The sequence below is a fragment of the Devosia sp. 1566 genome (assembly GCF_004005995.1).
GTDB lineage: Bacteria > Pseudomonadota > Alphaproteobacteria > Rhizobiales > Devosiaceae > Devosia.
This window is the reverse complement of record NZ_CP034767.1, coordinates 592,197-613,346: the sequence shown is the minus strand read 5'-3', so window position 1 is coordinate 613,346 and position 21,150 is coordinate 592,197. Positions and strand designations below refer to the sequence as shown.

25 protein-coding genes, 2 tRNA genes and 1 pseudogene are annotated in these 21,150 nt (G+C 61.0%); 14 read left to right on the top strand and 14 right to left on the bottom strand.

All coding sequences use genetic code 11. The annotated features are described in order from the left end of the window. Positions 1 to 537, top strand: coding sequence for a hypothetical protein (locus ELX51_RS02970; protein WP_127752112.1), 537 nt, complete (start codon positions 1 to 3; stop codon positions 535 to 537). 10 nt (positions 538 to 547) lie between these two features. Here ELX51_RS02970 and ELX51_RS02965 read toward each other — a convergent pair whose 3' ends face one another. Further along, positions 548 to 820 (bottom strand): hypothetical protein, encoded by a 273-nt coding sequence (locus tag ELX51_RS02965; protein WP_127752111.1) that lies wholly within the window; start codon positions 818 to 820, stop codon positions 548 to 550. Between the two features lie 453 nt (positions 821 to 1,273). Between ELX51_RS02965 and ELX51_RS02960 the strand changes: the two genes are divergently transcribed. Then, complete coding sequence (locus ELX51_RS02960; protein WP_127752110.1) at positions 1,274 to 1,762, top strand: twin-arginine translocation pathway signal; 489 nt, start codon at positions 1,274 to 1,276, stop codon at positions 1,760 to 1,762. A 9-nt stretch (positions 1,763 to 1,771) separates the two neighbouring features. Continuing rightward, complete coding sequence (locus ELX51_RS02955; RefSeq protein ID WP_127752109.1) at positions 1,772 to 2,386, top strand: ferric reductase-like transmembrane domain-containing protein; 615 nt, start codon at positions 1,772 to 1,774, stop codon at positions 2,384 to 2,386. Between the two features lie 253 nt (positions 2,387 to 2,639). Here ELX51_RS02955 and ELX51_RS02950 read toward each other — a convergent pair whose 3' ends face one another. Further along, on the bottom strand, positions 2,640 to 2,954 hold the full coding sequence (locus ELX51_RS02950; RefSeq protein ID WP_127752108.1) for a metalloregulator ArsR/SmtB family transcription factor: 315 nt from the start codon (positions 2,952 to 2,954) through the stop codon (positions 2,640 to 2,642). A 76-nt stretch (positions 2,955 to 3,030) separates the two neighbouring features. Here ELX51_RS02950 and ELX51_RS02945 point away from each other — a divergent pair, with 76 nt between their 5' ends. From ELX51_RS02945 to ELX51_RS02925, 5 genes are read left to right on the top strand one after another with little or no spacing between them, the layout of a single operon-like run. Then, positions 3,031 to 3,501 carry a YeeE/YedE thiosulfate transporter family protein gene (locus ELX51_RS02945; RefSeq protein WP_348983128.1) on the top strand — a complete coding sequence of 157 codons (471 nt, stop codon included), beginning with the start codon at positions 3,031 to 3,033 and terminating at the stop codon, positions 3,499 to 3,501. Further along, entirely contained in the window at positions 3,501 to 3,938 is a 438-nt protein-coding gene (locus ELX51_RS02940) for a DUF6691 family protein (RefSeq protein WP_127752107.1), read from the top strand. Before ELX51_RS02945 ends, ELX51_RS02940 begins: the two co-directional genes overlap by 1 nt. 24 nt (positions 3,939 to 3,962) lie before the next feature. Further along, positions 3,963 to 4,877 (top strand): MBL fold metallo-hydrolase, encoded by a 915-nt coding sequence (locus tag ELX51_RS02935; protein ID WP_127752106.1) that lies wholly within the window; start codon positions 3,963 to 3,965, stop codon positions 4,875 to 4,877. A gap of 4 nt (positions 4,878 to 4,881) precedes the next feature. Continuing rightward, complete coding sequence (locus ELX51_RS02930; protein WP_127752105.1) at positions 4,882 to 5,205, top strand: TIGR01244 family sulfur transferase; 324 nt, start codon at positions 4,882 to 4,884, stop codon at positions 5,203 to 5,205. A gap of 13 nt (positions 5,206 to 5,218) precedes the next feature. Further along, complete coding sequence (locus ELX51_RS02925) at positions 5,219 to 6,004, top strand: sulfite exporter TauE/SafE family protein (RefSeq protein ID WP_127752104.1); 786 nt, start codon at positions 5,219 to 5,221, stop codon at positions 6,002 to 6,004. Between the two features lie 188 nt (positions 6,005 to 6,192). On the opposite strand, the gene ELX51_RS02920 is transcribed toward ELX51_RS02925, so the two are convergent. The 3 genes from ELX51_RS02920 to ELX51_RS02910 all read right to left on the bottom strand — a co-directional run bounded on the left by ELX51_RS02920 (position 6,193) and on the right by ELX51_RS02910 (position 8,617). Further along, positions 6,193 to 6,618, bottom strand: coding sequence for an organic hydroperoxide resistance protein (locus ELX51_RS02920; protein WP_127752103.1), 426 nt, complete (start codon positions 6,616 to 6,618; stop codon positions 6,193 to 6,195). Positions 6,619 to 6,715: 97 nt separating this feature from the next. Continuing rightward, positions 6,716 to 8,116, bottom strand: a complete 1,401-nt coding sequence (locus ELX51_RS02915; RefSeq protein ID WP_127752102.1) for an FAD-containing oxidoreductase — start codon at positions 8,114 to 8,116, stop codon at positions 6,716 to 6,718. Between the two features lie 120 nt (positions 8,117 to 8,236). Beyond that, positions 8,237 to 8,617: a hypothetical protein gene (locus ELX51_RS02910; protein ID WP_127752101.1), complete on the bottom strand. Its 381-nt coding sequence runs from the start codon at positions 8,615 to 8,617 to the stop codon at positions 8,237 to 8,239. A 439-nt stretch (positions 8,618 to 9,056) separates the two neighbouring features. On the opposite strand from ELX51_RS02910, the gene ELX51_RS02905 reads away from it, so the two are divergent. From ELX51_RS02905 to ELX51_RS02895, 3 genes are all read left to right on the top strand, one after another. Beyond that, positions 9,057 to 9,725 (top strand): response regulator transcription factor, encoded by a 669-nt coding sequence (locus tag ELX51_RS02905; RefSeq protein WP_127752100.1) that lies wholly within the window; start codon positions 9,057 to 9,059, stop codon positions 9,723 to 9,725. Beyond that, complete coding sequence (locus ELX51_RS02900; protein WP_127752099.1) at positions 9,725 to 11,089, top strand: HAMP domain-containing sensor histidine kinase; 1,365 nt, start codon at positions 9,725 to 9,727, stop codon at positions 11,087 to 11,089. The genes ELX51_RS02905 and ELX51_RS02900 overlap by 1 nt, the downstream gene beginning before the upstream one ends. A 776-nt stretch (positions 11,090 to 11,865) precedes the next feature. Further along, positions 11,866 to 12,453: a DUF308 domain-containing protein gene (locus ELX51_RS02895; RefSeq protein WP_127752098.1), complete on the top strand. Its 588-nt coding sequence runs from the start codon at positions 11,866 to 11,868 to the stop codon at positions 12,451 to 12,453. A gap of 355 nt (positions 12,454 to 12,808) precedes the next feature. Here the strand turns inward: ELX51_RS02895 and ELX51_RS02890 are convergent. From ELX51_RS02890 to ELX51_RS02860, 8 genes and pseudogenes are all read right to left on the bottom strand, one after another. Beyond that, a tRNA-Phe gene (locus ELX51_RS02890) sits at positions 12,809 to 12,884 on the bottom strand. Positions 12,885 to 12,991: 107 nt separating this feature from the next. Continuing rightward, positions 12,992 to 13,198 (bottom strand): DNA gyrase inhibitor YacG, encoded by a 207-nt coding sequence (gene yacG, locus ELX51_RS02885; RefSeq protein ID WP_127752097.1) that lies wholly within the window; start codon positions 13,196 to 13,198, stop codon positions 12,992 to 12,994. Further along, positions 13,198 to 13,836, bottom strand: a complete 639-nt coding sequence (locus ELX51_RS02880) for a Maf family nucleotide pyrophosphatase (RefSeq protein WP_127752096.1) — start codon at positions 13,834 to 13,836, stop codon at positions 13,198 to 13,200. The genes yacG and ELX51_RS02880 overlap by 1 nt, the downstream gene beginning before the upstream one ends. Positions 13,837 to 13,845: 9 nt before the next feature. Further along, the gene (gene infA, locus ELX51_RS02875) at positions 13,846 to 14,064 is read right to left on the bottom strand and encodes a translation initiation factor IF-1 (RefSeq protein WP_127752095.1); all 219 of its coding nucleotides are present in this window, start codon (positions 14,062 to 14,064) and stop codon (positions 13,846 to 13,848) included. 76 nt (positions 14,065 to 14,140) lie between these two features. Next, a complete protein-coding gene (locus ELX51_RS20245) occupies positions 14,141 to 14,629 on the bottom strand; it encodes an arsenate reductase ArsC (protein WP_282567579.1) in 489 nt (162 codons plus the stop codon). Beyond that, positions 14,627 to 15,100: pseudogene (locus ELX51_RS20240) on the bottom strand (UPF0262 family protein); the annotation flags it as partial. The gene ELX51_RS20245 and the pseudogene ELX51_RS20240, both read right to left, overlap by 3 nt. An 8-nt stretch (positions 15,101 to 15,108) precedes the next feature. Then, positions 15,109 to 16,401 (bottom strand): histidinol dehydrogenase, encoded by a 1,293-nt coding sequence (gene hisD, locus ELX51_RS02865; protein WP_127752094.1) that lies wholly within the window; start codon positions 16,399 to 16,401, stop codon positions 15,109 to 15,111. A 15-nt stretch (positions 16,402 to 16,416) separates the two neighbouring features. Then, positions 16,417 to 16,848, bottom strand: coding sequence for a DUF2948 family protein (locus ELX51_RS02860; RefSeq protein ID WP_127752093.1), 432 nt, complete (start codon positions 16,846 to 16,848; stop codon positions 16,417 to 16,419). Positions 16,849 to 17,023: 175 nt separating this feature from the next. Here ELX51_RS02860 and ELX51_RS02855 point away from each other — a divergent pair, with 175 nt between their 5' ends. Then, positions 17,024 to 17,527 carry a hypothetical protein gene (locus ELX51_RS02855; RefSeq protein ID WP_127752092.1) on the top strand — a complete coding sequence of 168 codons (504 nt, stop codon included), beginning with the start codon at positions 17,024 to 17,026 and terminating at the stop codon, positions 17,525 to 17,527. Positions 17,528 to 17,578: 51 nt separating this feature from the next. Here the strand turns inward: ELX51_RS02855 and murA are convergent, their stop codons facing one another. Beyond that, entirely contained in the window at positions 17,579 to 18,871 is a 1,293-nt protein-coding gene (gene murA / locus ELX51_RS02850) for a UDP-N-acetylglucosamine 1-carboxyvinyltransferase (RefSeq protein WP_127752091.1), read from the bottom strand. Positions 18,872 to 19,268: 397 nt separating this feature from the next. Here murA and ELX51_RS02845 point away from each other — a divergent pair. Together ELX51_RS02845 and ELX51_RS02840 are read left to right on the top strand one after the other, a co-directional pair. Then, positions 19,269 to 19,343 (top strand) — tRNA-Thr (locus tag ELX51_RS02845). A gap of 80 nt (positions 19,344 to 19,423) precedes the next feature. Then, positions 19,424 to 21,127: a DUF6538 domain-containing protein gene (locus tag ELX51_RS02840; protein ID WP_206524689.1), complete on the top strand. Its 1,704-nt coding sequence runs from the start codon at positions 19,424 to 19,426 to the stop codon at positions 21,125 to 21,127. The last annotated feature ends 23 nt before the right edge of the window (positions 21,128 to 21,150 follow it).

The following is a 21,150-nucleotide window of genomic DNA, read 5'->3' as shown; positions in this document are numbered from 1 at the left end:
ATGAAGGAAATCAACGAGATCGGGTGTCGCTGCGGCCAGGTGCGCCTCGTGCTGAGCGGCGCACCCATCATCAGCACCGAATGCTGCTGCAGCAGTTGCCGGCAAGCCGGGGCCCGGCTCGAACAACTGGAGGGCGCGGCGCCGATCCTGGGCGAACACGGCACCACCAGGTTCGTTCTTTACCGCAAGGACCGGGTCACGTTCCTGGGCGGGCTCGATGGTTTACGCGAATTCCGCCTGTCGCCCGACGCGGGCACGCGGCGCGTCGTGGCAACATGCTGCAACACGCCGGTGTTTCTTGATTTCAAGGGCGGGCACTGGTTCAGCCTTTACGCTGGCCTTTGGCCCCAAGAGGCGCTGCCGCCGGTGGAGATGCGCACCATGACCTCCGACCTGCCCGATCCCTCGGTGCTTCCCGGCGACGTGCCCAATCGCAAGCATCAGTCCGTGTCGTTCTTTGCGAAGCTGTTGGGGGCATGGATGGCCATGGGTTTTCGCAGCCCCTATCTACCGGTGGGTGGCAAGCTCGAAGCCTAGCGACTTGCGCCTAAGCCGAGGTGCGGCGCACGGGTGCGGTGGTGCGGACCGAATCCTGGTCGGCAGTGATCCTCTGGCCCCGCTCGGTGAGATGATAGCCGACCGCCTCGATGTCGCTCAGGCAAGCCTCGGTATCCACGGAAGGCCGCTGGGTTTCCCCCGCCACCATGTCGAGTGCACGGGTCATGGCCCATGGCCCAAACCGTTCAGGCAGATTGGCCCCGGACAGATCGGGGGAATAGCCGATGATCGATCCCTGGCCGCTGAAAACATAGACGTGCATCGCCACTCCTCTTGCTGGCCCCCATCTGCCATGAATGGCACAAAGTGTCGAGAAAGACGGCAGTGCGTATAGCATCGGGTCGGTCGGTCTCCGGGCCGCGCAAGGACCATGAGATCCTCGTCACCGCCCTGGCAAAGATCCGCGACCTTTCCTGGCAGGCACAGATTGTCGGCAAACCCACGACCCCGCCGTTGCAGCCAACCTCCGGCGCCAGATCGAGGATTTGCACCTCACCAACCAAGGGACGTTGATCGGATTGCTCGACGATGCGGACGTGATCAATCGCTATTGCGACACTACAGCTGTCGGGGCGCTCGCCAAAGGTCGCACCATTGCTCAGCTGCATTCCATCACGAAACCGTGCCCGCACTTGCTTGCCGCCTCGATTGGTCGGCGGCTGAAACGGCGCTAAGTTCTACGTGGTTCATCATTGAACTCGAGAAGGAGATCGGCATGTCTGACACCCTCTTCCAGCGCCGAACCTTGCTGTGCGCGGGCGCCGCGTTTGCGGTGGCCGGGCTTGCAGGCCTCACAATGCCCGCTCGCGCCGCTGGCCTTCCTGCGACGCCCTCCATGCGTGGCGGCGCCAACAACTATATGCCCGGCGCGCCAATAGTTGAACGCATCGGCAGCGGCGGCTTCTGGATGTCAGGCACGGTGCTCCGCGCCAGCGACGGCGCCCCACTCGCGGGCCAGCGCATTCAGATCTGGGCTCATACCACGGAAGGCAGCGAGCGTGACTGGCACAGCCACGGCGCCACGCTGTCTGACGCAAACGGCGCGTTCCGGCTCGAAATGCCGCAGATCGTCCCAGCGCTGGGCCAGGCGCATGCGCACCTCGCCTATGACAGCGGCGAGTACGAGACCGTATTCCTGCGCCCCCTGCTGTCTAGCGCGAAGGACACCAGCCTTACGGCACACTTTGTCCTGCAGTCTGCCTGACCCGACGCGATGCGGCTGGCCCAGGCGCTACTGATCTGGGCCGGCCTGACGCTCGCCATCGTCGTGCCGCTGACCTTTGCCGCGACAAGCGAATACCTGGCGTGGCGCGACCCGGTCTATATCACCGCCGGCTTGGCAGGCGTGGTGGCGCTGTGCGTTGCGCTGGTGCAGCCGCTGCTCGCTGCTGGCTGGCTCCCCGGCCTGCCCCTGTTGCGCGGTCGTCGTGTACATCGTGTAGGGGGTATCGTCTTGGTCGCTGCGGTGATCGTCCACGTCGCCGGGCTGTGGATCACCAGCCCGCCCGACATAGAAGACGCGCTGTTCTTGCGCTCGCCGACTCCGTTTTCCGTCTGGGGGGTCGCCGGCATGTGGGCGCTTTTCGCAGCCGCGCTGCTCGCGATCTTCCAGCGCCGCCTTTCGCCGCCCGTCTGGCGCCTCAGTCACACCGGCCTCGTCAGCATCGTCGTGCTTGCCGGCGTGATCCACGCAATGTTGATCGAGGGCACAATGGAGACGATCTCGAAGGCCGTGCTCTGCGGTCTAGCCATTGTGGGGACCGTGGCTGCGGCCGCAGCCCCGTGGCTGCGTGCGCGACGGCGCGCACTGAGCAAAGGACGGAGCTAGGTTAGTTCCGCGGCCGCTTCAAAGGGGAGAATATGGGCAGAAGCGGCCCTGACCGAAGCAGATCGCTAGCGGCCGGCAGCGGTCGATCCGTAATGCGCCCCATTTCGACCGCTCAGCCAGTCCAATCAAGCTCCTGAAAGCCGCTGTTCTGGTCTGGCGCGCCGGAACGGCTTCCTTGGGGTGGAAAGAGGACGGGCGGCTTCTCGAATAACTATCCCCAAAGCTGACTGTACATAACCCCAGAGCATCTAGCTCAATCACCCGCTGGTTCGCTTGACCGGCAGTAAATTTCATAAAGCGTCGTCAGCACTCGTGTGACTGGCTCTGAAGCAAGACGGTAGAAGATGGTCTGACCATCGCGACGCGTCTTGACCAACCCCAATGCCCGCAACTTCGACAGGTGCTGGGACAGCGGCGACTGCTCCAGCCCTACAATCTTGATCAGCTCGCCTACGCTGCGCTCCTGCTCAAGAAGATTGCAAAGGATCAGTAGTCGCTTCGGATTGGCCATGGCGGTCAGCAATTGGGCCGCTTCTTCGGCACGGGGTTCAAGATCGGTTATGTGCATCAGGGGACTTCTTCGGGCTGCGTGATTGACATATTAGAATATTCGAATATATCGGGCAATACATTTCGACGATCAGGTGCTCATTCCTGACGCGCCGCAGCGAACCGCACATAGGCATATGGAAACATCATTTACACCCATCCAAGCACTTCTCGGTGGCTCATTGATTGGAATTGCCGCCGTTGCCCTCATGGCTTTTCACGGCAGGGTGGCTGGCATGACCGGGATCCTGACTGGCGTGATCTTGCCAAAAGGTGACTGGGACTGGCGCCTCGCCTTCCTGTTGGGTGCCATTGCTGCCCCCCTTCTTGTCCTACTGCTCACGGGCACGTCCTTGCCGCTGCAGGCAGAGCTTCCTGCTTGGGCCATTATTTTTGGTGGCCTTCTGGTCGGCGTCGGCGTGACCTTCGGAGGCGGCTGCACGTCGGGCCAGGGCGTTTGTGGCATGGCCCGGCTCTCGACCCGCTCCGTTGTCGCCACCCTGACCTTTATGGTGACGACCTTCATGACCGTCTTTATCGTCCGTCATGTCCTGGGGGGCTTCTGATGCTCCGCGTTGTTTCTGCAGCGGCGATCGGCCTTGTTTTCGGCCTTGGCATTGCGATCTCCGGGATGGCCAACCCGGCCAAGGTGCTCAACTTCTTTGACGTGTTCGGCACCTGGGACCCCAGCCTGTTTCTGGTCATGGGGTCGGCCCTGGTCGTTACCTTCGTCGGATACCGGTTCGTGTTGCAGCGCCCCGCTCCGACGTTCGATCGCAAGTTCCATTTGCCAACCAAACGAGATCTGGACGTGCCGCTTATCGCAGGCTCGGCCCTGTTCGGCGTCGGCTGGGGCATTGCCGGATTCTGCCCCGGCGGCGCCATCCCTGCACTAGGTACGGGCGAGCCGAGACCGTTCATTTTCGTGGCCGCAATGATCGGCGGCATCCTCGGTGCCAATGCGCTCAAGGCGGCTTTCACCCGCCGTCAAGCCTTGGCCTGACCTTCGAACTGGTAAGGAGATTCCATGTCTACCCAACCCATTCCATTTGCACCCGATCTGGGCGTGAAACCGGAAGTTGTGGCGTTCTTCGACGAGCCGACCAACACCATCAGCTACATCGTCAAGGATCCCCATTCCGACGCCTGTGCCGTGATCGATTCCGTCATGGACTTCGACTACGCCTCTGGCAACATTGCCTATGAGGGCGCCGACAAGATCATCGCGCACATCCAGGACAAGGGCTGGAAGCTGGAATGGCTGATCGAAACCCACGTCCATGCCGATCACCTATCAGCTGCGCCCTATATCCAGGCCAAGCTAGGCGGCAAGCTCGGGATCGGCGACCAGATCTGCGTGGTCCAGGACACCTTTGGCAAGATCTTCAACGAAGGAACAGAGTTCCAGCGTGATGGGTCGCAGTTCGACCGCCTGTTCAAGGATGGCGACAGCTATCAGATCGGCACCATGACCGCCCATACGCTGTTCACGCCAGGCCATACGCCGGCAGACATGGTGCATGTGATCGGCAACGCCGTATTCGTTGGCGACACCCTGTTCATGCCTGATGGCGGCTCGGCCCGTGCCGACTTTCCCGGTGGTAACGCTCGTACACTCTACCAGTCAATACAGCGGCTGCTGACCTTGCCAGGCGAGATGCGGCTCTTCATGTGCCACGACTATGGGCCGAACGGTCGCGACATTCAGTGGGAAACCACAATTGCGGAGCAACGTGATCACAACATCCATGTCGGCCACGGCACGTCCGAAGACGAATTCGTCAAGATGCGGGAAGAGCGGGACAGCACCCTCTCCATGCCAAAGCTGATCATCCCATCCCTGCAAGTCAACATGCGGGCGGGACAGCTTCCCCCAGCCGATGATGACGGCAAGACTTACCTCAAAGTGCCCATCAATGGGCTCTCCACCTCCAAGGAGTAACACCATGGCAATCAACAAGATCGACGACCAGTTCGCCCAGTCCCCCCAGATCCAGCCTGATGATGTCAGGCTCATCGCTGAGGCGGGGTACAAAGCCATCGTCTGCGCCCGCCCGGATAACGAAGACCCTGATCAGCCATCCTTTGCGCAGATCGCTGAGGTCGCCGAGCGGTTCGGTGTCAAGGCATTCCACATCCCCGTGTCAGGTCAACTCACCGAAGGTCAGCTCATCCGCTTTGAACAGGCCAAGGCCGAAACCGACGGGCCCATCCTGGGCTACTGCCGCTCCGGTGGGCGCGCCGGCAGCCTCTACGCTGCCACTTTGTAACTGAAAGACGACGATGTTTCTCGAACCCCTGCAATACCTGCTTGGTGCCCTATCGGGCAGCCTGGTGGGCTTCACCCTCGGCCTGTTCGGCGGCGGTGGCTCCATTCTGGCTGTGCCGCTCATGGTCTATGTCGTGGGGGTTCCTGTCGCACACGTGGCCATCGGAACGAGTGCTTTTGCGGTCGCCACCAACGCTGCCACCAACCTTGTCACCCATGCCCGCAAGGGCAACGTGATCTGGCGCTGCGCCCTCATGTACACCGTCGCTGGCATTGCCGGGGCCTTCCTTGGCTCCACGCTGGGCAAGGCCATGGACGGCGACAAGCTGCTGTTCCTGTTCGCCATCCTCATGCTGGTGGTAGGCGTGCTGATGTTCCGCGGGCGGGGTGATCCCGGGATACCTGGCGCCACCTGCAATCGAGAGAAGGCACCCAAGGTGCTGGGCTATGGCGGTCTCACCGGCGCCTTTTCCGGCTTCTTCGGTATCGGCGGCGGCTTCCTGATCGTTCCGGGTCTTGTGGCCTCGACCGGCATGCCGATCCTCAATGCCATCGGATCATCGCTCGTCGCCGTCACCGCCTTCGGGCTCACCACTGCCTTGAGCTACGCCTTTTCGGGCCTGGTCGATTGGCCACTGGCTGCCGTGTTTATCGGTGGCGGGGTGGTCGGTGGACTGGCTGGCGCGCGGCTTGCTGGTTTAATGGCCAGCAAGAAGGGGCTGCTGAACACCGCTTTCGCCGGTCTGATCGTGGCCGTCGCCATTTACATGGCCGCCCAGACCGTTACCGCCTTCATCTAAAGAGGAGGCCAACCATGTACAGGTTCGAGACCGAGGTCCTGATTCTGGTTTGACCATCGCCGAACTGCCCTCATCATGGAGTGAAACCGACTTGCCCGTTTCCCTGTTGGGAAACCGGCAAGAAGGACTTTCCTTTGCACCGGACTGCCGACAAGCAAAAGGATCAGCAGGCTCTCCTAAGCCCTTGCTCAAGCCACCGAGAGGCCCACATCGATGTTGTTGCGGGTGGCGTTGGAGTAGGGGCAGATCTGGTGCGCCGTGTGCACGAGCGTGGATGCCACGTCACGATCAAGACCTGGCAAAGCCACAACCAGATCGGCAGTGATGCCGAAACCGCCCTCCGAGCGGGGACCGATCCCGACTGTGGCCGTTACGCTGGCCTCGGCCGGCACTTTTACCTTGAGTTGCTGGGCCGCCACTTTCAGGGCCCCCAGGAAGCAAGCCGAATAGCCGGTGGCGAATAATTGCTCCGGGTTGGTGCCTTCACCGCCCGGTCCGCCCAGTTCCCTGGGTGTGCTCAACAAAACGTCGACCCGGCCGTCCTCGGTGCGGGCCTTGCCATCGCGTCCACCGGTCGCAGTTGCGGAGGTCTTATACTTTACATCAACAGACATCATAGTCTCCTTTTGGGGGTGTTTGTGGCCCACATCTCGTGGGCGCTCACTTCGACACTGTGCGTGTCGGCATCGTTTCGCAGCTGGCGAGACGAATTCAGGGCTCTGCCAGGTCGAGCAGCAGAGTCGGGATCAGTTCTGAAACGGTGGGATGAATAGGCACCGCCCACCGCAAGCTATCGAGAGGCTGGTCGGCGTTCATCATGTCGAGAATGCCATGGATGGCCTCGTCGCCGCCTGTGCCCAGGATTGCCGCGCCCAGGATGCGCTGTGTGTCGGCGTCGGCGACGATCTTCATGAAGCCTTGGATTTCCCCTTTTTCCACGGCGCGGCCAACGCGGGTCATTGCGCGCTTGGAGAAGAGGAGCCGTCTGCCGGTCCGGGCCGCCTCAGCCTCACTCATCCCCACCCGCGCCAATGGGGGATCTATATAGAGGGCATAACCGGGCACCCGGCTGCTGACCCTCCGGTCATCTCCGTCAAGCAGATTGGCGGCAACGATCTCGAAGTCGTTGTAGGCGGTATGGGTGAAGGCGCCCCGCCCGTTGCAGTCCCCCAGCGTCCATATTCCGGGCACACTGGTCTGGAGGTGGTCGTCGACCGTGATGTAACCGCGTTCGTCGGTGAGCACGCCCGCTGCCTCGAGCCCGAGGTCATCTGTATTGGGCCGGCGCCCAGCCGCGATCAGCACGTGACTGCCAATCACCGGAGAGGCGTCAGCCTCGCAATCCACCGACACCGCGACGCCGTCCCCATGCCGTTGAAAGCCGATGCAATTGGCACCGGTCCGCACGGAAATGCCTTCGGCTTGGAGGATCTCCTCGACAGCTTGGGAAATGTCCCGATCCTCGCGCGGTATCAGCCGATCCGATCGTTCGATGATCGTGACCTGCGCACCGAAGCGGCGATACATCTGCGCGAACTCCAGCCCGATATAGCTGCCCCCGACCACGATTAGGTGCTGAGGAACGGTTTCGAGGGCGACGATCTCGCTATTGGTTAGAAACGGCACATCATGGAGCCCGGGCAAATCTGGAATAACCGCCCGTCCGCCGACATTGATGAAGATGCGCGGGGCGGTGAGCCTGGCTCCGTTCACCACGACGATGTTGGTTGCTTCGAAGCGCGCGTGGCCGCGGATCAACTCGACATTGGGCATGCTGGCAAGCCAGTCTTCGTTTCCTTGCCGCGAGTCCAGGATGACCTTGCGGGCGCGTGCCGCCACGGCAGCCATGTCGACGACGACGTCGGACCGGGAGAACCCGTAGTCGGCGCCCCGCCTTGCCATGTGGATTGCATAGGCGCTGGCAACAAGGGTCTTGGTCGGCTTGCAACCGGTGTTCACGCAGGTTCCACCCACTTGGTCGCGCTCAATGATCGCAACGGTCATGCCCGCTGCAGCCAGCCGGGACGCCAGCGAGGGCCCAGCCTGGCCAGCACCAATGATGATGGCATCGAACGGGCGCACAACATCGGCCCTTGAGTAATCAATTGACATGATAGTTCTCTTTAGGAGCGCCGCGCGGGAGTGGCGACGTTGCCGGGATGAATGGCGGACGCTTTCGGGTGCAAAGCACATAGGATCCGGGGCTTGTGGCGCCCCGGATCGGATGGGTATTCACTCTTCGGTATTTTCCGATAGCGACTGTGGCACACGATACGCGTTGCTGGCCGGTCGGGCAGCGGGTCGCGTCTGGCCTACATCCAGGTTCGTACCAACCTCAGTGGGGGCGTTGAGCGGGCGGAGCGTGTCCTTGTCGAGGATCAACACACGTCCGGACCCGTCAGGCCCGTGGGCATAAACGCGGATGTCGCTGCCCCATTTTTCGATCTCGGTGGCAATAATTCCCCGGGAGGCCAGTGTGGCGGTGATCTCGGAGATGGGCCGGCCGTCCAGCGCGCGATCCGAGATCAGGCTTTCCGCTGCAAATGCAGTTGGGGACGCAACAAGAAAGGCGAGGGTAAGTGCAATAACTTCGGCGGAGGAGAGAGATTTCATTTCGGTGTTCCTTTCGTTTTGAACACCCCGAACTTGATCTCTGTTCATTGCGCGAACATTGTCGAGATTTCTTTCCCGAAACTATTCGCTTCCACGTCGCTGTGCTTGCGACAGGCCCACGGCGTCGTATGCGTGACTTCGCCGTTCAACTCACAGCGGAGGTCATCTCCGATGGGGTGGCCAGGGCGCGAAATCGGTGCGCCACCAGATGCAGCAAGTCACCACGAACAGTTCAAGAGAGTGCGCGCCGCAATGTTCGGGCAATGGTTGGATCGCCAGATAGGGATGTCCAAGGACGGGGACAGCGAAAACCTTGGCATCCCGCGTGCCGGCGCCATTGCTTCGTTCCTGTCTCCACTGACCTGCCCAGTGCCCACCCTGCACCGGATCACGCAGCCGCAGGATTGACAGTTGAGCGTACAAACAAAAGAGTAAATTCATGCGCATCCTGCTGGTCGAAGATGAACTGGACATGGCCACAGCACTGTCCGCCGCGCTGAGCCGGCATGACATTGTAGTGGATCACGCCTCCACTCTGGAGATTGCAGAGGAAGCATGCCGCAGCGGAGTACATGACGCCGTGTTGCTGGACCGCAAGCTGCCCGATGGGGAGGGATTGAAATTGATCCCTCTGATCAGGCGCGAGCGCCCGGGCTTGCCGGTCATTGTCCTGTCGGCCATGGGATCGGCAGAGCAACGGGTTGCCGGACTTGATACGGGGGCCGATGACTATTTACCCAAGCCGTTCTTGATCGACGAGTTGATGGCCAGATTGCGTGCGGTGATGCGACGCCCAGCTCAGTTCGGTGAGACTGCGATCAATGTCGGTCTGCTCAGATTCAACTTGACGGACCGTCAGGCGGAAGTCGCGGGGCAGCCACTTGACCTTACCCGTCGTGAACTGCTGGCTCTGGAGATCCTTGTTCGGCGCTCGGGACGAACCGTGTCTCGCAGCGCGCTGGAAGAAGCGGTCTATGGCTATGATGACGAGATCTCGTCCAATACCCTCGACTCCCACATCTCGCGCTTGCGTAACAAAATCAGCGGCGCCGGAGTTGAGATTCACGCGATCCGCGGACTGGGATATCTTTTGAGGGTGATATCTTGATGAACTGGCGGCTGGGTTCCCTGCGCGCAAGGCTGACCATCTACCTGGTCCTGGTGCAAGCCATTGCGTTGGTCGCATTCATCTTTGCTGCATCGATCCCGATGACGAACTTGATGAGTTCAGAGCAAGGGCTGGATGACAGTGTCATCCAGTCCTTTGCTGAGTCTGTCCAGCGCCGGGGCCCCGGTCAACTGGATTTGGTCCCCAGCGAGGATCTTATCCGATTGACGGCTGAACACCCGGGAATGTGGTTTTATGCTGCCGATGCAAGCGGCACCTCGGTCCAGATGGGCGACATCCCTGAATGGATGGCGCCATTGATTGCCGGTCTCACCCGGTTGCATTCGGCTGACATCGGCGACATGGATGTTCCAGGGCAGCCCGCCACGATCGTGCGGCGCCAGGACAGCCCCGCAGGTTTGCTTTGGGTGGCAACCGCGGGGGGACCGGATACACCGCTCCGGGCAGTGTTTGCAGCCGCCGGCGGCCCGATGTACTTGCAACTGCTGGCACTGCTAACTGCAGTGTCCTTTCTGGTCATTCCCCTAATCGTAAGGCTGCAGTTCCGGGGTGTAAACAAGGCGGCAGCAGAAGCTGAACAGATCGACATTGCCCAGCGCGGCATGCGTCTCTCCTTCCAACATGTGCCCGATGAATTGCATTCGCTGGTGCGTGCTGTGAATGCTGCCTTGCAGCGCCTTGATGACGGCATTGAGCGCCGGCAACGGTTTTTGGCCGATGCGGCACATGAACTGCGAACGCCAGTGGCGATCTTGCAGACCCGTATCGAATTACTGCCGCACGACGAGCAGCGCAGCAGACTGATGCTGGATGTGGCGCGCCTGGCCAATCTGGCCAATCAATTGCTTGATCTGGAGCGTTTCGACGCTGACCTTACAATCTTGCAGCCGGTGGATCTCGTTGACCTGGCGGCGCAAGTCACGGCCGACATGGCCCCTCTCGCCATTGCAGCAGGCGATGAGATCTCCTTTGATACCGAGGTCGAGAGCGTCACTGTCGCCGCGGACGCGGCCTCGCTCTCGCGGGCCCTGATCAATCTAATCCAGAATGCCGTGATCCATGGCGGTCGGAAAACGAACATCCGGGTAGCGGTATGCCGCAAAGGTTCGCTGACGGTCGCTGACACAGGACCGGGCATAGCGGTTGAAAACAGGGAGGCAATTTTCGAGCCGTTCTGCCGCGTCGTTCCGCTGGACCAAGGTGCGGGACTTGGCCTGAACCTCGTCAAGGATATCGTGCTAAGGCACAAAGGGAAAATCACCGTAGGTGACGCCCCTGGAGGCGGTGCGCTGTTCGAAATATCGCTTCCCGTGATCCCCACTCAGGTTGCACAGAGCGCCTGATCAACGCGGAACTGGTGCAGGCGCAACAGCTTCCAGGCGGAAGATCCGTTCACCCCCGGGAAGTCGAGCGGCTCTGCCCCCCTTTAAACGGCGACGCACAGGTGAAGGGCACCATCAGGCCGGGTTGAACCCCTTGGGGTTTGGCTATCGATCAGCCTTGGTTGAACGATACAGGCTCGTCGCCGAAGCAGTCCAGCCTGACCTGGGCTGCCGCGACCCGGACACCCTTGTTGCTGCCAGAGGCCCGCACCACTGCACGTCAGAAATCATCATCTGGCGCAGGGCTAATCAAAGTTAGAAAAACAAGACGCCAAACCTTACCTCATCTGGTTCCACAATGTTGGGGCAATCGTTGGGCCGTAAGGTGATGATGTTCAACAGCAAGGAACATCCAAGATGAAGTATTCTCTTCCCCGCTATCTTTATAAATGCCTGACACCCGGAGCAAACTTGCTCCACGATCAGTTCACTAGCTGATCATTGCTGGCTGTCCCGGACAGGCCTTCCCTCCCATTGTGGAACAGATTGGCCCAGAGCTGAGCCAGTTGACGTATGGGCAGCGCTACTCACGTCCAAGCATGGCGGTCCCCGAAGGAACCAGCTTCTGCGTCGCTGGCGCAAATAAGTTCTGCGTTCGTCAGCCTGCATCCAGGTCGCCGGCCGCCCTCGCTCGGCCTCGAGGCTCGGCAAAGAACGCCGGTCGTTCACCCGAAAACCTGGTCGAGAACACTCACCTTTCCGCCCCACCTTTCAGCAAACAACAATCGAGACATATCATGACTGATCTTTCGACCTCCAAGTCCCCAATCCCCTCCCCCACCGACTGGCTCCGGAGCTACTACTTCACCCGAGCAGCAGTTTCGATCGGCTGGATCGCGGCAGCACTGATCATTGGCCGAAGCAACGCTGCCGTGGCTGCCATTTTGCTTGTCGCCTACCCGGCATGGGATGCCCTAGCGAACTATCTCGATGCACAAAAAAATGGCGGCCTCCGATCCAATCTGAGCCAGACCCTGAACCTCGCCGTTAGCGGATTTACGGCGGCGGCTGTTGCATTTGCCTTGGGCATGAGCATGAACACTGTGCTCGTTGTCTTCGGAATCTGGGCAGCACTTTCAGGGTTGTTCCAACTCGTTACCGCTGCTCGGCGGTGGAGAACGGCAGGGGCACAGTGGGTGATGATCCTGAGCGGCGCGCAGTCTGCACTGGCAGGCGTGGCCTTCGTCGTCATGGCGGGTGCTGACACCCCGCCGGACATCACTGCAATTGTTCCCTATGCTGCGTTTGGCGCCTTCTACTTCCTGCTCTCAGCCATATGGCTGACGATCCAGAGCACTCGTGCGCACGCAGCAGTACCCAACTGAACCGTGCATCGGGGCGGCGATCAGCCGCCCCCTTGAACGCATATGAGCAGGGGTGTCAGCCTCGGCGCTGATAGGTTCAGCGCTGGCCGGCCTGGCCTTTGTTCTGTTGCTGTCATCAAAGCGGGGATGCAAGCTGGCGTGTCCGGATCACACCAGGCGGCCAGGTCAGACTTAGGAATGTGCTGCAGGGCTTTGTGCGTCCGCGCCATGCCGCATTGCATGTCGGATGGATTCGCAGAGGCTGTCGAGAAAAGCCCGGAAATGCTGGGGAGCGCAGCGCAACACGCATGGACACTGAAGGTACTGCCCTCATGGCAAAACCCTCATTGAACTGCTGCAACCGAACAAGAAATAGTGGTGCCCGGGACCGGAATCGAACCAGTGACACGCGGATTTTCAATCCGCTGCTCTACCAACTGAGCTACCCGGGCAGTGGCGGGGTGAACCGCCTTGGCTGAAGCCGAGGGCCTTATAGGAGATCGGTTTTGCCGGTGCAAGAGCCAAAGCAGCGTGTGGAAAACCAAATCGTATCTTGGGCTTAGAACTCGTCGTCTTCCTCGCTACCGTCGGGCACGCCAGCGCCCCCTTCCCCATCGCCAATGGGCTCGGCCGGAATGGCGTAAGCGCCGGTAAACCAGCGGTTGAGATCCACGTCGGCGCAGCGCGCCGAGCAGAAGGGGCGGAATTTTTCCACCGGCGGCTTGCCGCAGATGGGACAGGGCTTGGTTGTGGGTAACCGGGCCATCACACGCCTGAATGGCTGGATTTGTTGAGCCAGTTGAACTGCACGGGATAGCCCTCGCCGGCCAGCAGCGCGGCGGTCTCGGTCAGGGGCAAGCCGACGACGCCGGTATAGGAACCCGACAGCTTGATCACGAAGGCCCCGGCAATGCCTTGGATGGCATAGCCGCCCGCCTTGCCCTGCCATTCGGCACTGGCGAGATAGGCCTCCATTTCGCGCACCGACAGGCGCTTGAAGCGCAGGCGCGTTTCCACGATACGCTGCCGCTTGGCCCCGCTGGGGGTTAGCACCGTGATCGCGGTAAAGACGCGATGCGAGCGGCCCGACAAGAGGCTGAGGCAATTGGCAGCCTCTTCCATGGTTTCGGCCTTGGGCAGGACGCGCCGGCCCACCGCCACCACCGTATCGGCGGCCAGCACCAGGGCTTCGCCGCCAAAGCCGGCCGTGCGGGCCTTGTGCTGGGCAGTCAGTGCCTTGAGATCAGCCAAACGGGCTGCCAGCTTGCGCGGCAACTCGGCCTTCTCGGGGGTTTCATCGACATGGGTGGGCACCAGGTGCTCAGGCTCGATGCCGATCTGATTGAGCAGAGCCAAACGCCGGGGCGAGGCAGATGCCAGAATGAGTTCCGGACGGGTGGCCATCAAATGGCCTTACCGGAAGCGGAAAGTCAGGCGGCCTTTGGTGAGGTCATAAGGGGTCATTTCACACAACACCTTGTCCCCGGTGAGCACGCGAATGCGGTTCTTGCGCATACGACCCGAAGTGTGCGCAATGATCTCGTGATCGTTTTCCAGCTTGACCCGGAAGGTCGCGTTGGGAAGCAGCTCTACTACGGTGCCTTGAAACTCAAGGACTTCTTCTTTCGCCATGAAAACTCCTGAAAAGAAACCCAGCGGGCAGGTTCTGCCGGCCGGGGTCCTGAAATTGCGCGCAACCTAACGGAATTCAAGGGACTTGTGAACCACCGGAAACCAGTGGCTCCAATTGCTCGCGCACGCGCCGGCGCAGGCTGTCGCGAAGCTCGCGATAGGCCCCAAGAACTGTCTCGCGATTGCCTTCCACACTGGAGGGATCAGCCAGGGGCCAATGTTGGACCTCATTGGCCTCAAGGCCCTTGCGCTCCACGGCCCCGGGGGCGTCATCCGAAAGGGTGACAACGAGGTCGAAGCGGTTGGCGACGAGTTCATCCAGGATATGGGGCGTGTGCACCGACATATCAATGCCGATTTCGGCCATGACCTCATGGACGAACTGGTCGGCCACCCCGCCATTCACCCCGACCGAGCGGGCCAGCAGGCGCCCGGGGAACAGCTGGCGCGCGAGCGCGGCGGCAATCGGTGAGCGTACCGAGTTCATCGAGCATACGAACAAAACGCTCGGCAGCTCACTTTTGCGCTGGTCGATCCGGCTGGCATAGGGCTGGACGGCGCACACCAGGGTAAAAAGGCGCCGCGCGGTGGGCAGATCGAGAATCAGCTTGTTGCGCAGCCGGGTGCGCAGCAGTTCGGCGGCCTCGTCATGCATGCCGCGACGCGCCATGTCGACGGTTTCGATCTGGAAGGGCTGGGCCGAGCGGATCGCCTCGTAATAGCTGTCGCGAATGCGGAAATAATCGCGAATCAGGCTGCGGAACGGGGTCAGCGACAGGTAATGGGCCGCAATGGGCTGGAAGGTTTCGGGATGGCGCACATCGAGCACAATGTAATTGCCGATGATCGACATATGCAGCGCAAAGGGGCCAACAGCATCCACCCGGGCGGGGCGGAAGCTGTTGTCTTCGAGGAGGTCATAGATGGCAATGCGCCATTCATGCACCTCGTCGGGATTGATCGAGGTGATGGTGTTGGGATCGAGCGTGACCGTCACGAGGCGGTCCGTTTCCGCGCTTGCCGATCGTAGCTCCATCGAAATGCTCAACGGTTTAGCCGAATAGCGATGGAGCGCCCGTGTCCTTCGAGTGCTTCCACATTGGCAATGGTGATGGCGGGGTCGGCGAGCGTCGCGAGCGAACCCGGCGTGCAGCCCAGGATCGAGGTGCGCTTCATGAAGTCGAGCACCCCCAGCCCCGAGGCAAAGCGAGCAGAGCGGGCGGTGGGCAGCACATGGTTGGAGCCACCGACATAATCGCCAATGGCTTCGGGGGTGTGATGGCCCAGGAACAGCGCGCCGGCATGGCGGATGCGGGGCACCAGCGCCTGAGGATCGTCGACGGCCAGTTCCACATGCTCGGAAGCGATGCGGTTGGCCAGTTCCACGGCTTCGCCGAGCGAACGCACGACGATGATGGCGCCAAATTCGTCCCAGCCTTCACGCGCCAGGCCCTCTTTGGGCAGCAAGGAAAGCTGGCGATCCACTTCGCTCGCAACCGCGTCGGCCAAGGCCGGCTCGGTGGTGACGAGAATGGATTGGGCACCGCCGCCATGCTCGGCCTGGGCAATAAGATCGGCCGCTATCCAAGCGGGATTGGCGGAGCCGTCGGCGATCACCAGCACTTCGGACGGGCCGGCGATCATGTCGATGCCGACCTGCCCGAAAACCTGGCGCTTGGCCGCCGCGACATAAGCATTGCCGGGACCCACGACCTTGTCGACCCGGGCGATGGTTGGCGTGCCATAGGCCAAAGCGGCCACGGCCTGGGCACCGCCAACACGATAAATCTCGGACACCCCGGCAATGCGCGCTGCCGCCAGAATGGAGGGGCTCAGCTGCCCGTTGGGCGTGGGCACTACCATGGCGATGCGGTCGACGCCCGCCACCCGCGCCGGTACGGCGTTCATCAGCACCGAGGAAGGATAGGAGGCCAAGCCACCCGGCACATAGATGCCCACGGCATCCACGGCGGTCCAGCGGCTGCCGAGCGTTACGCCCAACGCGTCGGTATAGACATGATCCTGCGGCAACTGCTTTTCGTGATGCGAGCGAATTCGGTCATGGGCGGTTTGCAGCGCCGCCACCACATCGGCGCTCACCTGGGCCGCGGCAGCGTCGATTTCTTCGGGGGTGAAGCGCAGGGTCTGGGCGGTCACGCCCGCCTTGTCGAAGCGATTGGTCAGCTCCACCACGGCCGCATCGCCTGAAGTGCGCACATCGCGAATGATGCCGGCAACAACATCGCCCACCTCGACCGAGGCTTCGCGCTTCCCACCGAGCAGGGCGGCAAATTGCGCTTCAAAATCGGATTGGACAGTGTTTAGGCGAAGGGGCATCAGGCGGCCTTATGGTTACTCGAGACTGTGGGCTGGCTTGGCAGCGGCCGCCCAGGCGGCGCCGAGATCAGCCAGCCGGGCCTCAAGGCACTCCACCGTCAGTCGCACCGTGCCACCGCCGGCAAAGCTGAGTTCGACAATTCCAGCGGGATCGTCGGTAACCGAAAAGGTGACGGCGAGCAATTCCAGGACGCCATCGCGCGCATTGGGATCAAAACCGGCAATTGCCACATGGCTGACCCTATCGAAGTGCAGGCCGGCACGCTTGCGCAAGCCCTTGCCGCGGGCATCGGCACTTTCCCAATCGAAGCGGTTCATCAGCAGGGCGAAGCGGCGATCGGCGCGGGCATAGCCCATGTCGCCGACCCGCACCACGGCATCCTGCACATGGGCGGAAATCACTTCCAGATCTTCGCTATCAAGCGCGAGGAGCTTCAGATCGGTCATGGGGCAAGCCTTGTATGGGTGGGAATACGCCTATCTGGGCACCCTTTAGCTGATCTACAAGCTTGCCCCCTCGCGGGCAATGTCACCACCCTCAGAAAAGCTGTGCTGGCCCGGAGCATTGCCTGGGCGCGGCAGAGCTCTTGCTTCACGTTATTGTCACAAATACAAATCGACTATGACTCAAACACTGCTCCCCCCTCCCGAGTTGACCGCCGCAGATTACCGGGAGCAGTTTCCCGACATCACGGTTGGGCTGAACTGGGAGCGATTCGCCGCCGAACGCTGGCCCATTGAGCGTCGGATTTTGACCAATCGCCAGGAACTGCTCGGCTTTCATACATTTTTCCGCAAGAGCCTCGGGCGGATCATGCCGCATTTCCTGCACTGGCTCGCCTCGCAGCAGATGCGGATGGGCGATGTGGTGGAGAACTTCGCCCGCATACCGGCCGAGCACCGGGCGAGCGTCGAGTATTTCGTGGCGCAGTGGGCAAGCAGCCCGGGGCCACTCCAGCTTGAACTGCCGACCTACCGGTTCGCGCCAAGCGAGCACTTCATCCTCGACGGCAATCACCGCGCTACGGCGATTGCCCTATCTGGCAAGCCATTCCGGATCGAGCTCGTGAGCGTTGTTGGCCCGCGCGAGCGGGACGCCCTGGTGGATGTGACCTCCTGCCGCTGAGGCACTTGCCAAGAAATAGGGCCGGTTCACAACAGAACCGGCCCTCGTCAGTTAGCCCGCGATGCGCTCGATCTCGGCGCCGCAGCGGCTGAGCTTGTCTTCGAGGCGTTCGAAACCCCGGTCCAGATGGTAAATGCGGTTCACCACGGTTTCGCCGCGCGCGGCGAGCCCGGCGATCACCAGCGACACCGAAGCGCGCAGATCGGTCGCCATGACCTGGGCACCCTTGAGCTGGGATTTGCCGGTGATGGTGGCCACCTGCCCATCGACATGGATATCGGCGCCAAAGCGGGCGAGCTCGGCCACATGCATGTAGCGATTTTCAAAGATGGTTTCGCGGATCTTGGATACGCCGGTGGACATGGTCATCAGCGCCATGAACTGGGCCTGCAGATCGGTCGGAAAACCCGGGAAAGGATCGGTTTCCACATCCACCGGCTGAATGCCGTTGCCGTTGCGGCGCACGCGAATGCCCTTGTCCTCGATGATGATCTCCGAGCCGGTCTGGCCCAGAATGCCCAAGGCTGACTGCAGGTGCTCGGCGCGGGCGCCGCGCAGCAGCACATCGCCGCCCGTCATTGCGGTGGCCATGGCAAAGGTGCCGGTTTCGATTCGGTCAGGAATCACATCCACGGTGGCGCCATGGAGTTTGTCGACGCCGACCACGGTCAGCGTGCGGGTGCCGATGCCGGTGATGTCAGCGCCCATGGCGACGAGGCACTCGGCGACATTGGTGATCTCGGGTTCCTGGGCGGCATTTTCGATCACCGTCGTGCCCTTGGCGAGCGTGGCTGCCATCAGGATGGTGTGGGTGGCGCCAACCGAAACCTTGGGAAAAACGATATGCGCACCGCGTAGGCCACCCTTGGGGGCGCGGGCGACCACATAGCCGTCGTCGATATCGATGCTGGCGCCAAGCTGCTTGAGCCCGAACAGGAACAAATCCACGGGGCGCGTGCCGATCGCGCAGCCGCCGGGCAGTGAAACCCGCGCTTCGTGGCAGCGGGCCAGCAAGGGGCCGATCACCCAGAAGCTCGCGCGCATCTTGCTGACGAGGTCGTAGGGGGCCGTGGTGTCGACGATATCTGCCGCGAGGAACGTCATGCGCTGGCCAACAGCGTCTTCCTCGCCGCGGCGGCGGCCATGCACGGCAATATCGACGCCGTGATTCTCGAGAATACGCTCGAGTTGCTTGACGTCGGCCAGGCGCGGCACATTTTGCAGCACCAGCGGCTCATCGGTCAGCAGCGAGGCGATCATCAGCGGCAAGGCGGCGTTTTTCGCGCCCGAGATGGGGATTTCGCCCCGCAGTTCATTGCCGCCGACCAGACGAATGCGATCCATTTGGGAGAAATCCTGGGTGTGGGGCGCAAACCCCGGGAAGCGAGCGTGGTGCCTGCCCGGGCCTCGAAGCGAGAGCCTGTGGGCCGGCACCGGTGGAAACAGGCAAGATAGTTCGCCTGAAAATGGTTTACGGATCCTTGACCGGCGGTGTTGCCGGCGCAGAAGGGGGCGCCTGCGTGTCCGCATCGGCCCGAGCCTTGGCCTGACCTTTGCGGCGCTTGAGATTCTCACGCAGCTTTGCGGCCAATCTTTGCTCACGTTGGAGGGCTTGGGTGGATTTGGTCATGGTGATCAACACGAGTGAAGCTTGCCTATAAAAGCTTTTTAGCCTTGCGTCGAGCCAAGGCCTATGGCAGTAGAGCCGCGGTCGCCGGGCACTGCCCCGCAACCACCCAATGCTGCCGTAGCTCAGTGGTAGAGCACCCCCTTGGTAAGGGGGAGGCCGACAGTTCAATCCTGTCCGGCAGCACCAGTTTAACCCGCTGTTCGGGTTCAGCTATTTGATTTGATTGATGATTCTGCCGCATCTGTTGGTACACAGAGGTGGTACACGTGAGTCTTTCAATGGCTAGTCCAACTAAGCATCCCCGCACCGGCGTCTATTGGCTTCGTCAACGAGTTCCAGCCAAGCTGCTGCCTCTTGCTAAGGGCGAGATCGTTGAGGTGACGATCGCTGGAGTGAGCTCCCGGCTCAAGCTGGGCGAATCCATCAAAGTCTCCTTGGGCACCAAGAGCCCTGCAGAAGCCAAGATCCGGGCGGCAGAGGCGCTTGGGCAGTTTCAAGCCGTATGGACGATGCTCGATAGTGCGCCGAAGGATCTGACACTTAAAGAAGTAGTGGCGCTAGCGGGCGAGGCCTTCCGAGCATTTGAATTGCTGGAAGATGATCCTGGTGATCCAGATATCTGGGCCCGATTGCTTGAAGAAAACTCTAGGGCGGCGAATGGCGAAACCACCTATCCCTTCATCGGCACCGAGGAACAAAGGTACTACAAGGCAATGGAGAGCCGCTTCGGCGGATTTGTTGATGCCACCCTCAGGCGTCAAAAGCTCAAGGTGACGGAGAAAACTCGCCGCAAGTTGTTGGAGCACTTTGAGCGTGCCTTGCGGGATGCCGCCGAGTTGCTGACCAAAAGGACGGGGGGTGACTTTCGACTGGACGCTCGGGGTGACAAGTACCCCCTCGTTGAATCGACTCAGCACAGCCCACGCCCTGCTACTGCATTGTCCCTGTTCGCGCTCATCGACCACAAGCAAAAGACGCAATCAAAGCGACCCGACACCTTCGAAAAATATCGAAGCTGCCTTCGGGACTTCGTGAAGTTGACCGGCCATGACGACGCCAAGCGCATCATGAAGACTGATGTGCGGCGCTGGCGTGACAACTTGATAGAGCGCGGTCTTGCAAAGAAGACCATCAATGACCAGTACCTAACCAGCCTCAAGGTAGCTTTGAACCACGGCGTGAAGGAATTTGACCTGTTGGTCAACGTAGCTGATGGTATCCGAGACGAGCGGGACCCTCCAGTCATCAATAGGTCCAAAGGCTACACTATCGATGAAGCCCACACTATCCTTCGCGCAACGTTCAGAGGCACTTCTAAGGATCTTTCTATCCCTTACCAACGGGCGATCTTCTGGGTGCCTTGGATTTGCGCTTACACAGGGATGAGGGTTAGCGAAGTAACGCAATTTCAGGGGCGGAATTTAAGGGCTGATGATGGGGTGCCATACCTGCTCGTCACCCCTGATGATGGCAGCACGAAGGGAAAAAACGCTTGGGCAGTAGGCATCCATGAGCATCTCCTTGAGATGGGACTGTTGGAGATGCTTAAACAGATCGGCGATGGTCCCGCCTTTTACACGCCCTACCCTGAAGGTACCGAACTAGGAGCTCCAAAGAACCACCGGTCAAAGGATAGCGCTGCCCGGGTGTCGGACTGGATCAAGAATGAGGTTGGAATTGCGGCACCGCTGAACCGGCCAAACCATGCCTGGCGACATACGTTCACTACCCTCAGCCGGAGCGCCAAGATGGACAAGGAAGCCCGCGACTACATGATGGGCAGCCGATCCCAGACAGACGCCCGTGAGACCTACGGCGACTGGCCACCCTCAGTGCTGAATGCCGAAATCAATAAACTTCCCAGGTTTGAAGTTGAGGACACCGGCTGGCGACCCATTACCACGAAAGTGCGCCCGCTCGCCATCGGAGCAGCCTCTAATAGCGCTTCTCACAAACACAACCGCACATAGCGTGTTTAGCATGGAAGCACTTG

Bases quoted from the DNA above. Each gene is read 5' to 3' on its own strand.
- ELX51_RS02915 (WP_127752102.1), bottom strand. From the start codon at position 8,116: ATGTCAATTGATTACTCAAGGGCCGATGTTGTGCGCCCGTTCGATGCC.
- ELX51_RS02880 (WP_127752096.1), bottom strand. From the start codon at position 13,836: ATGGCCACCCGTCCGGAACTCATTCTGGCATCTGCCTCGCCCCGGCGT.
- ELX51_RS02920 (WP_127752103.1), bottom strand. From the start codon at position 6,618: ATGTCTGTTGATGTAAAGTATAAGACCTCCGCAACTGCGACCGGTGGA.
- ELX51_RS02860 (WP_127752093.1), bottom strand. From the start codon at position 16,848: ATGACCGATCTGAAGCTCCTCGCGCTTGATAGCGAAGATCTGGAAGTG.
- ELX51_RS02965 (WP_127752111.1), bottom strand. From the start codon at position 820: ATGCACGTCTATGTTTTCAGCGGCCAGGGATCGATCATCGGCTATTCC.
- ELX51_RS02935 (WP_127752106.1), top strand. From the start codon at position 3,963: ATGTCTACCCAACCCATTCCATTTGCACCCGATCTGGGCGTGAAACCG.
- ELX51_RS02955 (WP_127752109.1), top strand. From the start codon at position 1,772: ATGCGGCTGGCCCAGGCGCTACTGATCTGGGCCGGCCTGACGCTCGCC.
- ELX51_RS02950 (WP_127752108.1), bottom strand. From the start codon at position 2,954: ATGCACATAACCGATCTTGAACCCCGTGCCGAAGAAGCGGCCCAATTG.
- ELX51_RS02940 (WP_127752107.1), top strand. From the start codon at position 3,501: ATGCTCCGCGTTGTTTCTGCAGCGGCGATCGGCCTTGTTTTCGGCCTT.
- ELX51_RS02900 (WP_127752099.1), top strand. From the start codon at position 9,725: ATGAACTGGCGGCTGGGTTCCCTGCGCGCAAGGCTGACCATCTACCTG.
- ELX51_RS02960 (WP_127752110.1), top strand. From the start codon at position 1,274: ATGTCTGACACCCTCTTCCAGCGCCGAACCTTGCTGTGCGCGGGCGCC.
- ELX51_RS02970 (WP_127752112.1), top strand. From the start codon at position 1: ATGAAGGAAATCAACGAGATCGGGTGTCGCTGCGGCCAGGTGCGCCTC.
- infA (WP_127752095.1), bottom strand. From the start codon at position 14,064: ATGGCGAAAGAAGAAGTCCTTGAGTTTCAAGGCACCGTAGTAGAGCTG.
- ELX51_RS02855 (WP_127752092.1), top strand. From the start codon at position 17,024: ATGACTCAAACACTGCTCCCCCCTCCCGAGTTGACCGCCGCAGATTAC.
- ELX51_RS02930 (WP_127752105.1), top strand. From the start codon at position 4,882: ATGGCAATCAACAAGATCGACGACCAGTTCGCCCAGTCCCCCCAGATC.
- hisD (WP_127752094.1), bottom strand. From the start codon at position 16,401: ATGCCCCTTCGCCTAAACACTGTCCAATCCGATTTTGAAGCGCAATTT.
- ELX51_RS02925 (WP_127752104.1), top strand. From the start codon at position 5,219: ATGTTTCTCGAACCCCTGCAATACCTGCTTGGTGCCCTATCGGGCAGC.
- murA (WP_127752091.1), bottom strand. From the start codon at position 18,871: ATGGATCGCATTCGTCTGGTCGGCGGCAATGAACTGCGGGGCGAAATC.
- ELX51_RS02895 (WP_127752098.1), top strand. From the start codon at position 11,866: ATGACTGATCTTTCGACCTCCAAGTCCCCAATCCCCTCCCCCACCGAC.
- ELX51_RS02905 (WP_127752100.1), top strand. From the start codon at position 9,057: ATGCGCATCCTGCTGGTCGAAGATGAACTGGACATGGCCACAGCACTG.
- yacG (WP_127752097.1), bottom strand. From the start codon at position 13,198: ATGGCCCGGTTACCCACAACCAAGCCCTGTCCCATCTGCGGCAAGCCG.
- ELX51_RS02910 (WP_127752101.1), bottom strand. From the start codon at position 8,617: ATGAAATCTCTCTCCTCCGCCGAAGTTATTGCACTTACCCTCGCCTTT.